The organism is Pseudaquabacterium terrae (assembly GCF_013266755.1).
Taxonomy (GTDB): Bacteria; Pseudomonadota; Gammaproteobacteria; order Burkholderiales; family Burkholderiaceae_C; genus Pseudaquabacterium; species Pseudaquabacterium terrae.
On sequence record NZ_JABRWJ010000014.1, the window covers coordinates 1 to 14,335 of the forward strand.

The window sequence follows — 14,335 nt, forward strand, 5'->3', positions numbered from 1 at the left end:
TCTGAGGCCCTGTACTCGGGGCCGAGTTGTCCGCCCATCCCGCGTCCGCGAGCAGCGCAGGGCAATCGGCCCCCAGGGCCGATCGCGGCCTCCGCCCGGCCAGCGTGCCCGCCGCCGGCTTTGCCGCGCAGACCGTCGCAAGACTGCAGGCCACCGCAGTGGAGCAACTGACATGACCACCCCCTCGAACCCTTTCGATCCGAACGCGTGGCTGAGTCTGTGGACCCGCGCGCTGAACCCCGGCGCGGACGCGCCCGCGGATCGCCGCTTCGCCGCTGACGCGTGGCAGAAGGACCCGCGCTTCGCGCCGCTGGCCCAGGGCTACCTGCAACTCAGCGCCTTGATGAACCAGGCACTGGACGCCGCGCCGCTGGACGAGCGCAGCAAGGGGCAATGGAGCTTCGCGCTGCGCCAGGTGGTCGACGCGATGAGCCCGGCGAATTGCCTGGCCACCAACCCCGAGGCGCTGCAGACGGCGCTGGACAGCGGCGGCGCCAGCCTGGTCGAAGGTGCGCGGCTGTTCCTGGCCGACATGAGCCAGGGCCGTATCGCGATGTCGGACGGCGAGGCTTTCGAGGTCGGCCGCAACCTGGCGACCACGCCGGGCAGCGTGGTGTTCGAGAACGAGCTGATGCAGCTGATCCAGTACACGCCGGTGACGCCGCAGGTGCACCAGCGCCCTCTGCTGATCGTGCCGCCGTGCATCAACAAGTTCTACATCCTCGACCTGCAGCCCGAGAACTCGCTGGTGGCTTACGCCGTCGCGCAGGGCCACACGGTGTTCCTGGTGTCGTGGCGCAATGTCGGCCCCGAGCTGGGCCACCTGGGCTGGGATGACTACATCGAGCAAGGCGTGCTGCAGGCGGTGACGGTGACCCGCCGCATCAGCCGCGCCGACCGCGTCAATACGCTCGGCTTCTGCATCGGCGGCACCTTGCTGGCCAGCGCGCTGGCGGTGGCCGCCGCGCGTGACGAGCAGCCCGTGGCGAGCCTGACCTTGCTGACGACGATGCTCGACTTCTCGGACACCGGCGAGCTGGGCCTGATGGTCGACGAGGCGATGGTCGCTGCCCGTGAAGCCAGCATCGGCCAGGGTGGGCTGCTGCGCGGGCGCGAGCTGGCGCAGGTCTTCGCCGCCCTGCGCGCCAACGACCTGATCTGGCCGTACGTCGTCAACGGCTACCTGAAGGGCCAGGCGCCGGCGGCCTTCGACCTGCTGTTCTGGAACGGCGACGACACCAACCTGCCCGGCCCGATGTATTGCTGGTACCTGCGCCAGACCTACCTCGAGAACCGGCTGTGTGAACCCGGCGGCACGGTGCAGTGCGGCGTGCCGGTGGACTTGTCGCTGATCGACGTGCCGGCCTTCGTCTACGCCTCGCGCGAAGACCACATCGTGCCGTGGCAGACGGCCTACGCCAGCACGCACCTGCTCGGCGGCGACAGCCGTTTCGTGCTCGGCGCCAGCGGCCACATCGCCGGCGTGATCAACCCGCCGGCCAAGCGCAAGCGCCACCACTGGACGGGTGCGGTGCAGCCCGAGGCATCGGACTGGCTGGAAGCCGCGCAGCAGGTCGACGGCAGCTGGTGGCCGGACTGGACCGACTGGCTGCGCCCGCACGCCGGCGCCCTCGTCGCCGCGCCGCGCAAGGCCGGCAACAGTGAATTCCCCGTGATCGAAGCCGCCCCCGGGCGCTACGTCAAGACCGCGGCAGCCTGAGCGCCGCTTCCGTGTTCCTAACTTCCAAGGAGAATGACATGACCGACATCGTGATCGTCGCCGCGCAACGCACGGCAGTAGGCAAGTTCGGCGGCACGCTGGCCCGCACCCCCGCGCCGGAGCTCGGCGCGCATGTGGTCAAGGGTCTGCTGGCCAAGGCCGGCGTGCCGGTCGACGCCATCTCCGAAGTCATCATGGGCCAGGTGCTCGCCGCGGGCTCGGGCCAGAACCCGGCGCGCCAGACGGTCATCAAGGCCGGCCTGCCGCAATCGGTGCCCGGCCTGACGATCAACAAGGTCTGCGGCTCGGGCCTGAAGGCGGTGATGCTGGCCGCGCAGGCGGTGAAGTGCGGCGATGCCGAGATCGTGATCGCCGGCGGCCAGGAGAACATGAGCGCGTCGCCGCACGTGCTGCTGAACTCGCGCGAAGGCAACCGCATGGGCGAGTGGAAGCTGGTCGATTCGATGATCACCGACGGCCTGTGGGACGTCTACAACAAGTACCACATGGGCACCACGGCCGAGAACGTGGCGAAGAAGTACGGCATCAGCCGCGAGACGCAGGATGCGCTGGCGCTGGCCTCGCAGCAGAAGGCCGCCGCCGCGCAGGAGGCCGGCCGCTTCGCTGACGAGATATTGCCCTTGAGCATCGCGCAGAAGAAGGGTGACCCGATCGTCTTTGCGGCCGACGAGTTCATCAACAAGAAGACCAGCGCGGAGGCCCTCGCCGGCCTCAAGCCCGCCTTCGACAAGGCCGGCAGCGTGACGGCCGGCAATGCCTCGGGCCTGAACGACGGCGCGGCTGCCGTGCTGGTGATGTCGGCACAGCGTGTAGCGGCGCTGGGCCTGAAGCCGCTGGCTGTCATCCGCGGTTATGCCAGCGCCGGTCTGGATCCGACCCTCATGGGCATGGGCCCGGTGCCAGCCTCGCGCCTGTGCCTGCAGAAGGCCGGCTGGAATGCGCAGGACCTGGACCTGATGGAGATCAACGAGGCCTTCGCGGCGCAGGCCTGCGCGGTGAACCAGGAGATGGGCTGGGACACCAGCAAGATCAACGTCAACGGCGGCGCCATCGCCATCGGCCACCCGATCGGCGCATCGGGCTGCCGCGTGCTGGTCACGCTGCTGCACGAGATGCGCCGCCGCAATGCGAAGAAGGGCCTGGCCTCGCTGTGCATCGGCGGCGGCATGGGTGTCGCATTGGCGGTCGAACTCGCGTGATCTCCCACCCCCGTAACGGCCTTCGGCCGCCCCCCCTCAAGGGGGCAACACCAGCGGCCCGGCAGAGCCGGATCCGCGGTGTTCGCTTGGTTTAAGGCATCCGATTTTCATTCAACGGAGTAGAGCAATGAGCAAAGAACGTGTGGTGCTGGTCACCGGTGGCATGGGCGGCCTGGGCGAGACCATCTCGACCAAGATGGTCGATGCCGGCTACAAGCTGGCGGTGACCTACTCGCCCGGCAACAAGACGCATGGCGAGTGGCTGCAGCAGATGAAGGCCAAGGGCTACGACATCCTCGCCGTGCCCTGCGACGTGGCCGACTTCGATTCCTGTGCCGAGGCGGTGGCCGTGGTGCAGCAGAAACTCGGCGCCATCGATGTGCTGGTCAATAACGCAGGTATTACGCGTGACATGACCTTCAAGAAGATGGACAAGATCAACTGGGATGCGGTGCTGCGCACCAACCTCGACAGCCTGTTCAACATGAGCAAGCAGGTCGCCGATGCGATGGCCGAGCGCGGCTGGGGCCGCATCATCAACGTCTCGTCGGTCAACGGCTCCAAGGGCGCGTTCGGCCAGACCAACTACTCGGCCGCCAAGGCCGGCGTGCACGGCTTCACCAAGGCGCTGGCGCTGGAAGTGGCCAAGAAGGGCGTCACCGTCAACACCATCTCGCCGGGCTACATCGGCACCAAGATGGTCACGGCGATTCCGAAGGACGTGCTGGACAGCAAGATCCTGCCGCACATCCCGGTCGGCCGCCTGGGCAAGCCCGAAGAAGTGGCTGGCCTGATCATCTACCTGGCTTCGGAAGAAGCCGCCTTCGTGACGGGCGCCAACATCGCCATCAACGGCGGCCAGCACATGCAATGAGGCCGCAAACATGATCAAGCATGGCATCGATCAGGACGCGCTGATCACCCGGTTCTCGCAGGCCAGCGCCCAGCAGGGCGAAGCCTTGCGCAAGGCCGTCAACGAGGCCACGTTGAAGGCCTTGCAGGGCCGCGAGCTGACGCTCGCCAACATCAAGCAGGTGCTCGGCACGGTGGCCAAGGCGGCATCGACCGGTGCGGCCGGCAGCGCCCTGCCCCCGGCCGACGTGGAGGGCCTGCTGGCCAAGGCCTTCGCCGGCATGGACTCGGCGCTGGCGCAGGCGGTGCAGGCGCATCGCAAGGCCTTGCAGCAGCTGGTCGACCAGGGCGCGAGCCTGCGCGAGACGCAGCTGAAGAAGGCCGTGTCCGACATCGAGAAGATGGAGGACAGTCTCTTCGCCGCGGTGCGCAAGGCCGCGGCGGGCGCTGCGCCGTCGCTCGAAGGGCCGTGGGCCGGCGTGCTGCAGGCGATGCAGGGCAAGGGCACCGGCACCGGCGCGCTGGCCAGCGCGACGGTCGAGCAGCTGATGGACGATGCGCAGAAGAGCCTGAAGCATGGCCGCTCGCTGGGCCTGCGGGCCTCGCAGGCCATGCTCGACGGCTACACCGCGCTCGTCAGCGGCGTGCTGATCGGCCTGTCCGACGCGCTGCAACCGGCAGCCGCCGCGGCGGCCCCGGGTCGATCGCGCAAGGCCTGACATCACAGCAGCCGCGCGGCCGGAAGCGGCCGCGCAGAGAGCCCATCGATGGACGCCCTGATCCTGGCGCGCGTGCAGTTCGCGGCCAACATCACCTTCCACATCCTGTTCCCGACGATCAGCATCGGATTGGGCTGGGTGCTGCTGTTCTTCCGCTGGCGCTGGCTGCGCACGCGGCGCGGCGCCAACGCATTGCAGGCGCAGGGCTGGCTGGATGCCTACCGCTTCTGGACCAAGGTGTTCGCGCTGACCTTTGCGCTCGGCGTGGTCAGCGGCATCACGATGAGCTTCCAGTTCGGCACCAACTGGCCGGGCTTCATGGAGCGCGTGGGCAACATCGCCGGCCCGCTGCTGGGCTACGAGGTGCTGACGGCGTTCTTCCTCGAAGCCGGCTTCCTCGGCGTGATGCTGTTCGGCCACGGCAAGGTCAGCGAACGGGTGCACCTGATGTCCACCGCCTTCGTCGCCTTCGGCACGACACTGAGCGCGTTCTGGATCCTGGCGTTGAACTCGTGGATGCAGACCCCCGCCGGTCACGAGATCGTCGACGGCGTCTACCACGTCAAGAGCTGGTTCGACGTGGTCTTCAACCCGTCGTTCCCGTACCGCTTCAGCCACATGGTGCTGGCCTCGGCGCTGACCTGCGCCTTCCTGCTGACGGGGCTGTCGGCGTGGCAGGTGCTGTCGGGCGTCGGCCAGCGCTCGGCGCCGCGCGTGATGCGCGCCGGCCTGACGCTGGCGGCCGTGCTGGTGCCGCTGCAGATCGTCGTCGGCGACCTGCATGGGCTGAACACGCTGCAGCACCAGCCGGCCAAGATCGCCGCAATGGAAGGCGTGTGGCAGACCGAGCGCGGCGCCCCGCTGCTGCTGTTCGCGATACCCGATCTGGCGCAGCGCAAGAACCACTACGAGATCGCGGTGCCGAAAGTCGCGAGCCTGATCCTGACGCACAAAGCCGATGGCGAGATCCGCGGCATGAACGACTTCCCCGGCGCGCACCCGCCGCCGCTGCCGGTGTTCTTCGCCTTCCGGATCATGGTCGGCACGGGGATGTTGATGCTCGGCACCAGCTGGCTGGGCTGGTGGCTGTACCGGCGCGCCGCGTGGCAACCGGCGCGGCTGCCGCGGCCGCTGCTGTGGCTCTTCGCCGGCATGGCGTTCTCGGGCTGGGTCGCGACGGTGGCCGGCTGGTACGTCACCGAGATCGGCCGCCAGCCCTACATCGTGCACGGCCTGGTGCTCACGGCCGACGTGGTCTCTGCCGTGCCGCCGTCGATGATCGGGCTCAGCCTGGCGCTGTATGTCGCGCTGTACCTGGGCCTGATCGTCGCCTACCTGGCGGTGCTGAAGTACATGGCCGAGAAGCCCGAGGAGGTGCTGCAGCGCGAGGCGGTGGAGCGGGCCGTCACGCCCGCCGGCGCGATCACCGCGCCGCTGGTCGAGGAAGGTGTGTGATGAGCGCAATGAGCTTCGACCAAGCCCTGCCGGTGATCTTCATGGCGCTGATGGGCGCCTCGATGCTGATCTACGTGGTCAGCGACGGCTACGACCTGGGCGTGGGCATGCTGATGCACCGGGCCACCGATGCCGAGAAGGACATCCTGGTGGCATCCATCGGCCCGTTCTGGGACGCCAACGAGACCTGGCTGGTGCTGGGCGTCGGCATCCTGCTGGTGGCCTTTCCGAAGGCACATGGCCTGGTGCTGGGCGAGCTGTACCTGCCGGTCGTGCTGATGCTGATCGGGCTGACCTTGCGCGGCGCGGCCTTCGACTTTCGCGTCAAGGCCAAGGACACGCACAAGCGCACCTGGGACCACCTGTTCTTCGCCGGCTCGACGCTGGCCTCGGTCGCCCAAGGCTGGATGCTGGGGCGCTACGTCAGCGGCTTCGGCAGCGGCTGGAACTACCCGCTGTTCGCGGGGGCGATCGCGCTGGCGCTGCCGATGGCCTACGTGCTGATGGGGGCCACCTGGCTGGTCATGAAGACCGATGGCGAGCTGCAGCAGAAGGCGGTGCACTGGGCGCGCATCGCCTGGGCGCCGATGGTCGGCGGGCTGGTGCTGATCTCGATGGCCACGCCCTGGGTCAGCGCGACGGTGCGTGAGCGCTGGTTCACGCTGCCCGAGATCATCGCGTTGATGGCGATCCCGCTGACGACGCTGCTGGCGCTGCTGGCGGTGCGTGGCCTGCTGCACACGCGCTTCGTGCGCGGGCCGCTGTGCTGGATGCCCTTCGTGCTGCTGGTGGTGGTGTTCCTGCTCGGCTTCCTGGGCCTGGCCTACAGCATCTACCCCTACGTGGTGATCGACCGCATGACGATCTGGCAGGCCGCCAGCAGCCCGGCGGCGCTGAAGGTGATCCTGGTCGGTGTGTTGATCGCGGTGCCGGCGATCGCGGGCTATACGATCTTTTCGTACCGCGTGTTCCGTGGCAAGACGGGGGAGCTGAAGTACGCGTGAGCAGCCTTCAACGCATGACTCTTCATTCACCCACTCGCCGCTTTGATCGGCGTACGGAGACAACGATGGACTTTCGCGTTTGCATTCGTTATGGGGCCGTGGTTCTCGGCCTGCTGGCGATGGGATTCGCCGTGGCCCAGCCCCGGGCTGTCACCGAGGTCGCACCCTTCACCGGGACGCTGCAGAAGATCTACGAAACGGGCGTCATCCGCATCGGGCACCGCGAGAACTCCCCACCGTTCGCGTTTCTCAACGCGCAGCGCCGACCCATCGGCTACTCGCTCGACCTGTGCGACGTGATCGTCGAACAGGTGGGCGAGCTGCTTCACCGCTCGCCGCGCGTCGAATACGTGCCGGTGAGCCCGAGCAACCGCTTCGACCTGGTCAACTCGGGCGCCGTCGATCTGGAATGCGGCTCGACGACGGCCAGCGCGGAGCGGCGCACGGTGTTCGACTTTTCGCCCGCCATCTTCATCACCGGTACCAAGCTGCTCGTCAAGCGCGGCAGCGGCATCCGTTCGCTGCGCGACCTGCGGGGCAAGACCGTCGTGCTCACCAGCGGTACCGTGCACGCCGACACCGTGCCGCGGCTGGCGCAGCGCCAGAAGGTGGACATCCAGTTCGTGTTCGCGCCGGATCACGACGCGTCCTTCAAGATCCTGGCCGAAGGCAAGGCGGACGCCTTCGCGAACGACGACATCCAGCTCTACGGCGCGATCGCGCTGCGCAATGCCGCCAGCGACTACCGCGTGGTGGGCGACTTCCTCACCTACGCGGACTACGCGCTGATGTTCCGGCGCGGCGATGCCGAGTTCGCCGAGGTGATCAACCAGGCCTTCGAGCGCATGGCAGGCACCGGCGAGACCCGCGCGATCTATCGCCGGTGGTTCCAGCAGCGCTTGCCCGACGGTGCGAATCTCAACGTGCCGATGAGCGCGCATCTGGAACACGTGTTCAAGCTGCAGGCGCTCTCGTCCGACTGACCTCCATAGTGGTCTTACTGATGCCACCGGACCCCGCCCTGTGCGATACCCGTCCGATGACCTCAACGCCACCGGATGCCCGGGCAACCTCCCGGCGCCGCTGGCGCGGCCTGCCGCGCTGGTGCGCCGCGCTCGGCGCGGTGCTGCTGGCCGCCTGGATCGGCCACCAGGTGGCGCTGCAGACCGGCTTGTCGCGCCTGCGCGAAGCGGCAGCGCATCGGCTCGACATGCTCGCCACCGGGCTCGAAGCCGACCTGTCGCGTTTCGACTACCTGCCGGCGCTGCTGGAGATAACGCCCGTCATCCCCGCATTGCTGGACGGACCGGCCGACCCCACGCTGCGCGATGCCGCCAACCGCACGCTGAACAGCGTCAGCGCCACCGTAGGCGCCGAGATGCTGTACGTGCTCGACGCGGGAGGCACGTCGCTGGCCGCGTCCGACTGGCAGGACAGCGGCACCACGATCGGCCAGGACCTGTCGTTCCGGCCCTACGTGACCGATGCCATCCGCCAGGGGCGCGGCCGCTTCTACGGCGTGGGCATCACCAGCCGCCGGCCCGGCTACTACCTGTCGTATGCCCTGCGGCGCGGCGAGCGGCTGCGCGGCGTGGTCGCCGTCAAGGTCAACATCGAGGACGCTGAACGCCAGTGGCGCAACCTGCCCGGCGACGTGATGCTGATCGACGAGCGCGGCGTGGTGATCCTGTCGACGCGCGAGGACCTGAAGTACAGGCCGGTGGCGCCGCTGGAAGCCGGCCAGCGCGCCGAAGTGCAGCGGTCGCGGCCGTATGGCGAAGCGAGCCTGACGCCGCTGGACTGGGCCGCGCTGGAGGCGCCGGCCGCGAATGCGCAACAGGTGGCGCTGGACCGCCGGCCGCACCTGGCCTCCACGCGCGCGCTGCAGCGCACGCCGTGGCGCCTGGTGGCGCTGGACGACCTGGCGCCGGTGCGTGCGGTGGCGCTCTACGCCGCCATCACGGCCGGCCTGGCGATGGCGGTGCTGGTGCTGGCCGGCGTCACGTTGTGGCAGCGCCAGCGCGCGGTGCGCCAGAAGCTGGCCAGCCAGGCCGCGCTGCAGGCGGCGCACGACAGCCTGGAAGCCACCGTGGTCGCGCGCACCGCCGAGCTGCGCGCGACGCAGGCCGACCTGGTCCACGCCGGCAAGCTCGCCGCGCTGGGGCAGATGTCGGCCGGCATGGTGCACGAGCTGAACCAGCCGCTGACGGCGATGCGCACGCTCTCGGAGAACGCCGCCATCCTGCTCGAACAGGACCGGCGCGCCGACGTGCAGGGCAACCTGCGCCGCATCGCCGGCCTGGTCGACCGCCTGGCCCGGCTGACCTCGCGCCTGCGAACCTTTGCCCACAAGAGCGAGGCGCCGCCGGCCGCTGTGCCGCTGGCCCGCTGCATTGCCGACGCGCAGGCCCTCGTCGGTGCGGACCTGAAGTCCCGCGACATCGCCTTCGACAGCGACGTGCAGCCGCCCACACTGCAGGTGCTGGCCGACGAGGCGACGATGAGCAGCCTGCTGATCAACCTGTTCCGCAACGCCATCGATGCGATGCACGAGGCCCCGCAGCGCCGGCTCGAGGTGCGCGCGCGCGCCAGCGGCGAGCGCGTGCTGCTGACCGTCAGCGACAGCGGCCCCGGCATCCGCGCCGACATCCTGGCGCGCCTGTTCGAGCCCTTCGTCACCAGCAAGCCCGCGGGTGCGGGGCTGGGCCTGGGGCTCGTCATCTCGGCCCAGCTGGTGCGCGGCGTCGGCGGTACGCTGCGCGCTGCCAACCGGGCCGAAGGCGGGGCCTGTTTCACCGTCGACCTGCCCGGCGCGGACCCTGAGGAGTGAAGACAACGTGAGCGAAGCGCATTCAGTCCGGGTCCTGCTCGTCGAAGATGATGAAGACGTGCAGGTCAGCATCACGCAGGCGCTGACGCTGGCCGGCTTCGAGGTCGAAGCCTGCGGCAGCGTCGAACGCGCGCGCGCCCACATCAGCTTCAGCGCCCCGGTGATCGTCGTCTGCGACGTGCGCCTGCCGGGCCTGAGCGGCGCCGAGTGGCTGCCCGAGATCCGCAAGATCGACGCCGAGCTGCCCGTGGTGCTGGTGACCGGCCACGGCCACATCGCGATGGCGGTGCAGGCGATGCGCGAAGGCGCCTACGACTTCATCGAGAAGCCCTTCACGTCGGAGCGCCTGCTGGCGGTGGTGCGGCATGCGGTCGAGCGGCGGCAGCTGTCGCTGCAGGTGCGCACGCTGCGCGACGCGCTCGAGAACTGGCACGGCATCCAGGCGGTGCTGATCGGCCGCTCGGCGCAGATGCAGAAGGTGCGGCGCATGGTCATGACGCTGGCCGAGACCGCGGCGGACGTGCTGATCTACGGCGAGACCGGCACCGGCAAGGAGCTGGTCGCGCGCTGCCTGCACGATCACAGCGAACGAAGGCGCCACCACTTCGTGCCGCTCAATTGCGGCGGCCTGCCCGAGACCCTGGCCGACAGCGAGCTCTTCGGCCACGAAGTGGGCGCCTTCACCAGCGCCAACAAGCAGCGGGTGGGCAAGCTTGAATATGCGAACGGCGGCACCCTCTTCCTCGACGAGATCGAGAGCATGCCGATGGGCGTGCAGATCAAGTTCCTGCGCGCACTGCAGGAGCGCAGCATCGAGCGGATCGGATCGAACAAGTCCATTCCGATCGACTGCCGCGTGGTCGCCGCCAGCAAGGACGACCTGAAGGCCCTGAGCGACCAGCAGAAGTTCAGGGCCGACCTGTACTACCGCATCGGCGTCGCCTTCATCGAGCTGCCGCCGCTGCGCGAGCGGCGCGAAGACATTCCGCTGCTGTTCGAGCATTTCACGCTGCTGGCGGCCAGCCGCTACGAACGCGCGGCGCCGCTACTCAGCAGCGCCCAGCTGGCCGAGCTGACGGCCTACGCCTGGCCCGGCAACGTGCGCGAGCTGCGCAACGTGGCCGATCGCTTCGTGCTGGGCCTGCTGGGCGACCGGCTGACGCTGGCCCGCGGCACCGGCGAAGGCGCCCCCGGCCTGCCCCTGGGATTGCCGCAGCAGGTGGAGCACTTCGAGCGCACGGTGATCGTCGAGGAGCTGCGGCGCCACAAGGGCGACCAGCCCGCCACCGCCACGGCGCTGGGCATTGCGCGGCAGACGCTGCATGACAAGTTGCGGCGGTTTGGGATTGCGGCGGAGGAATTCAGAAGCTGATCCGGCCGGCGCCTTGCTCGGGTTCCGGTGGCGCTGCCAGACCGCTCGGCGCCCGAAGGGTCAATTCGCCCGCCAGCAGGCGCGCGACGCACACTGCAACCTATGCGACAGCACCACACCACGCTGCACGTGACCACCCACGGCCGCAGCCTGGTCGAGATCACGCGGAGCATCGCCGACTGGCTGCACGGCACCGGCATCGAAGCCGGCGTGCTGACGATCTTCATCCGCCACACCTCGGCCAGCCTGCTGATCCAGGAGAACGCCGACCCGGACGTGCAGGCCGACCTCGAACGCTTTTTCGCCCGCCTGGTGCCTGATGGCGATCCGCTGTACGAGCACCGCAGCGAAGGGCCTGACGACATGCCGGCGCATGTGCGCAGTGCGCTGGGGCAGGTGCATTTGGCCGTGCCGGTGCTGCAGGGGCGGATGGCGCTGGGTGCGTGGCAGGGGGTGTATGTGCATGAGCACCGGCGGCATGGGCAGGTGCGGCAGGTGGTGGTGCAGGTGATGGGGGAGTGAGGAGAAGCGCTGGCGGGCATTCCTGTGAGGACTGCCCAGGCCGTAGGCGCTGATCCCATCGAGCCCCGTGCGCATTGCGCTGCGCGGGATGGCAGGATTCGACCTGCCAATGCCGCCGGCCGGCTGGCTACACGAAGCCAAACGGTGGACGAACGACGTTCCGCTCGACCAGCCGACGCGCCGATCGTCCGCTATGCAGCGTTGTCGGTCACTCGGGCGCGAAGGCCGAACTCACGCTGACTGCCATCAAGCAGTCGCCGGGCTCGGCGGCCGCGAACGGCACGAAGGTCAGCAGTACGAAGTACAGCGGTCGCAGGCCTCATGCGTGGCCCTCAGCGCCACACTGCTGACTCCTTCTCTCCGCCCCGAACTCGCGCTGCCGACCCATCAGCGACGCTCGCCACCTTGGGCTTGTCGCCCCAAAGCCGCCGCTCGCCCGGGTTGTTCGGACTCGTGCAAAGTCACCCGAAGGAAAGGTCATGCCGACTCGCGGTCGTGTGCGCCTGCATCGTCGCGCATTGAGCTGGTGGCTCCCGCCGACTAGCTTTCCGAGGGCCTTTGGTCAACGACACCGTGGGTGCGGTCGCTGCGCAACTGCTGTACGACCTGTTCTCACGAGGCAGGTTGTGCAGACGGCGCTTTGATCAACCTCTCCAGCAAACGAGCTAGACCTATCGACGTCCACACCCAACGTGTAGGAGCGCTACGGTCACGATCGGTCTAGCGTCCCGCGCAGTCAGCAGTCAGGCGGCGGGTCGCTGCCCCACGTGGTCGGCCTCTGCCGGTGGCCAAGCCTCGGCGTTCCCCAGACTTCGGCGCTCGCCTCGCGCAGTTGCGATGCGTCAGTTCGCCGATCGGCGAGACCAGCAACGCGAGCGAAGAGCAGTCGCAAGGAATTGCGGCCGCGGTCCGACGTCTTCAGGCCGAACGGCCGACGCTTGGTAAGCTATGACATGCTACCCCGGGGCCCAGGCCCGGTCCCGGTTGCCAACGGCTGAGCCGGTAGCGTGCCTACGGGTCTCGTCGGGTCCGAGCGTTTCTTGGGGTGCTGCCAACATGTCCGACAAGCCAGGGGTGTTCATCAGCCACATCCACGAGGACGGCAAACTCGCGGTCGCACTTGAGACGTTCGTGCGAAAGACACTACTCGGGGCCGTCGCCGTCTTCAACTCCTCAAACCGTGAATCGATCGCCCCAGGCGATCCGTGGCGTGACCTGATCGTCCAGCACCTGCGAGCCTGCAAAGTCACGCTTGTCCTCGCCAGCGTCGAGAGCGTGCAGCGCCCCTGGATCAATTTCGAGAGCGGCGGTGCCTGGATCGCGGGCAACCGCGTGGTGCCCGTGTGCGTGCCTGGGCTCGCGCCCCTGGACTTGCCCGCACCGCTTGTTCACCTGCAGGCGGTCGAGCTCTCGAGTCAGGAATCGCTGCGGGACCTCATCCGCCAATTCGCAAACGTCTGCGCCCTCGAAGAGCCGCAGAACGTGGACTATGCTGGGGCAGCGCGAGAGTTCCGGCGCCTAGCGGACGAAGCCCGCGAGCCCAGGAACAAGATGGCGAACGTCTTCACCGAGGAGCGTGGCTACAAGTTCGACGATGCGCTCGCTCTGCTCAAGCACGCGATGAACGGGCACAACGTTTCCAAGTGGGGTGTGGCCGTTCCTCTGGTCGCAGGAAACTGCGATCTCATGGTCGGTTTTCGTTTCGGCGACAGTTTCCTTGGGGGACAAGCGCACTTTCTGCCTGGCTACGCGGTCGATGCGCAGAAGATGATCCATGTCCGGGTTCTGTCGGCACGCAGACCGAGGTCCCGCTTCGGCATGTTGTTCACCGAAGAACTCTGGGGCGCGATGAAGGCCGGCCCGGCCACAGGCGAATTACTGCGTTCTATCGTCAATCAACTCCTGAAAGACGGACTGCATCCTGACCATCCGATCGATCTGGACGATGTCTGTCGACGACTCAGGCGAACTCTCACCCTGGTCGACGAAGCTCACGTGCCGGGAAGCGGCTACCGGTCGGACATCGGCACCGTCATCTGCCTGCTGGGCCACGACCTCGTCTTGACGACGGACGGCATTAAGCACATTCGACTCAGAGATTCCGAGGCGATCCCAATCTACGGTCTCTTTGAAAGAGCTGGACTCGCCCTCAAGCCTGATCGGCTGGCCTCGCGGCATGACTATTTCGCTGTTAGCGAATTCGCCGGCCACCCTGAACTGGCGCAAGCGGTTGCGGCTGTCCGCCTGCTCTATTCAACAGGGTTCCTGCAGGGGCTGCTCGACGTAGACCTCGAACGCGAAAGCCACGCGGGTCCCTTCGCCGGGATCAAGATCGACCGGGTGCGTCGAAGATCGACGAAGAGCAAGCCACGCCCCTCGGGAGGCAAGAGCTCATAGGGTCTTGTTGGACGACCACCGCGATTCGACCCGTCGTCTGAACGACGACCTGCCCGTCAGATCACGCGCTCAGCCGCCGCCGACAGCTGTGTTGGACAGCAGTGGGTCGCGAGCTTGCATCCAGCGCCCGGAAGCAGCTATCGTCGAGCGGCAGGTCATGCCCGCCCATAGTGAGTTGCCCACGGGGCGCAGTTGGATGCCGGACGACTGCTCCTTGAGGCCGCGGTCGGCCCAACTCGACCAG

Annotated in this window: 11 protein-coding genes; all 11 read left to right on the top strand. The window is 68.0% G+C overall.

The features are described from left to right. Nucleotides 1-172: 172 nt before the first annotated feature. Nucleotides 173-1,720, top strand: a complete 1,548-nt coding sequence (locus HLB44_RS32640; RefSeq protein ID WP_173133572.1) for a PHA/PHB synthase family protein — start codon at nt 173-175, stop codon at nt 1,718-1,720. Nucleotides 1,721-1,758: 38 nt separating this feature from the next. After that, nucleotides 1,759-2,940: an acetyl-CoA C-acetyltransferase gene (locus HLB44_RS32645; RefSeq protein WP_173133575.1), complete on the top strand. Its 1,182-nt coding sequence runs from the start codon at nt 1,759-1,761 to the stop codon at nt 2,938-2,940. A 127-nt stretch (nt 2,941-3,067) separates the two neighbouring features. Next, a complete protein-coding gene (gene phbB, locus HLB44_RS32650) occupies nt 3,068-3,814 on the top strand; it encodes an acetoacetyl-CoA reductase (protein ID WP_173133578.1) in 747 nt (248 codons plus the stop codon). A 10-nt stretch (nt 3,815-3,824) separates the two neighbouring features. Beyond that, the gene (locus HLB44_RS32655) at nt 3,825-4,511 is read left to right on the top strand and encodes a DUF6781 family protein (protein ID WP_173133581.1); all 687 of its coding nucleotides are present in this window, start codon (nt 3,825-3,827) and stop codon (nt 4,509-4,511) included. A gap of 48 nt (nt 4,512-4,559) precedes the next feature. Next, entirely contained in the window at nt 4,560-5,966 is a 1,407-nt protein-coding gene (locus HLB44_RS32660) for a cytochrome ubiquinol oxidase subunit I (RefSeq protein WP_173133584.1), read from the top strand. 8 nt (nt 5,967-5,974) lie between these two features. Further along, a complete protein-coding gene (locus HLB44_RS32665; protein WP_173133586.1) occupies nt 5,975-6,970 on the top strand; it encodes a cytochrome d ubiquinol oxidase subunit II in 996 nt (331 codons plus the stop codon). Nucleotides 6,971-7,035: 65 nt separating this feature from the next. Next, on the top strand, nt 7,036-7,953 hold the full coding sequence (locus HLB44_RS32670; protein WP_173133588.1) for an amino acid ABC transporter substrate-binding protein: 918 nt from the start codon (nt 7,036-7,038) through the stop codon (nt 7,951-7,953). A gap of 56 nt (nt 7,954-8,009) precedes the next feature. After that, nucleotides 8,010-9,800: a sensor histidine kinase gene (locus HLB44_RS32675; protein WP_173133591.1), complete on the top strand. Its 1,791-nt coding sequence runs from the start codon at nt 8,010-8,012 to the stop codon at nt 9,798-9,800. Between the two features lie 7 nt (nt 9,801-9,807). Beyond that, the gene (locus HLB44_RS32680; RefSeq protein WP_173133594.1) at nt 9,808-11,172 is read left to right on the top strand and encodes a sigma 54-interacting transcriptional regulator; all 1,365 of its coding nucleotides are present in this window, start codon (nt 9,808-9,810) and stop codon (nt 11,170-11,172) included. 102 nt (nt 11,173-11,274) lie between these two features. Next, the gene (locus HLB44_RS32685; protein WP_173133597.1) at nt 11,275-11,694 is read left to right on the top strand and encodes a secondary thiamine-phosphate synthase enzyme YjbQ; all 420 of its coding nucleotides are present in this window, start codon (nt 11,275-11,277) and stop codon (nt 11,692-11,694) included. Nucleotides 11,695-12,750: 1,056 nt separating this feature from the next. Beyond that, nucleotides 12,751-14,091 carry a toll/interleukin-1 receptor domain-containing protein gene (locus tag HLB44_RS32690; RefSeq protein WP_173133600.1) on the top strand — a complete coding sequence of 447 codons (1,341 nt, stop codon included), beginning with the start codon at nt 12,751-12,753 and terminating at the stop codon, nt 14,089-14,091. The last annotated feature ends 244 nt before the right edge of the window (nt 14,092-14,335 follow it).

Excerpts from the sequence above, each read along its gene's own strand:
- HLB44_RS32690 (WP_173133600.1), top strand. The coding sequence starts at position 12,751 with ATGTCCGACAAGCCAGGGGTGTTCATCAGCCACATCCACGAGGACGGC.
- HLB44_RS32660 (WP_173133584.1), top strand. The coding sequence starts at position 4,560 with ATGGACGCCCTGATCCTGGCGCGCGTGCAGTTCGCGGCCAACATCACC.
- HLB44_RS32655 (WP_173133581.1), top strand. The coding sequence starts at position 3,825 with ATGATCAAGCATGGCATCGATCAGGACGCGCTGATCACCCGGTTCTCG.
- HLB44_RS32685 (WP_173133597.1), top strand. The coding sequence starts at position 11,275 with ATGCGACAGCACCACACCACGCTGCACGTGACCACCCACGGCCGCAGC.
- HLB44_RS32640 (WP_173133572.1), top strand. The coding sequence starts at position 173 with ATGACCACCCCCTCGAACCCTTTCGATCCGAACGCGTGGCTGAGTCTG.
- phbB (WP_173133578.1), top strand. The coding sequence starts at position 3,068 with ATGAGCAAAGAACGTGTGGTGCTGGTCACCGGTGGCATGGGCGGCCTG.
- HLB44_RS32645 (WP_173133575.1), top strand. The coding sequence starts at position 1,759 with ATGACCGACATCGTGATCGTCGCCGCGCAACGCACGGCAGTAGGCAAG.
- HLB44_RS32670 (WP_173133588.1), top strand. The coding sequence starts at position 7,036 with ATGGACTTTCGCGTTTGCATTCGTTATGGGGCCGTGGTTCTCGGCCTG.
- HLB44_RS32675 (WP_173133591.1), top strand. The coding sequence starts at position 8,010 with ATGACCTCAACGCCACCGGATGCCCGGGCAACCTCCCGGCGCCGCTGG.
- HLB44_RS32665 (WP_173133586.1), top strand. The coding sequence starts at position 5,975 with ATGAGCTTCGACCAAGCCCTGCCGGTGATCTTCATGGCGCTGATGGGC.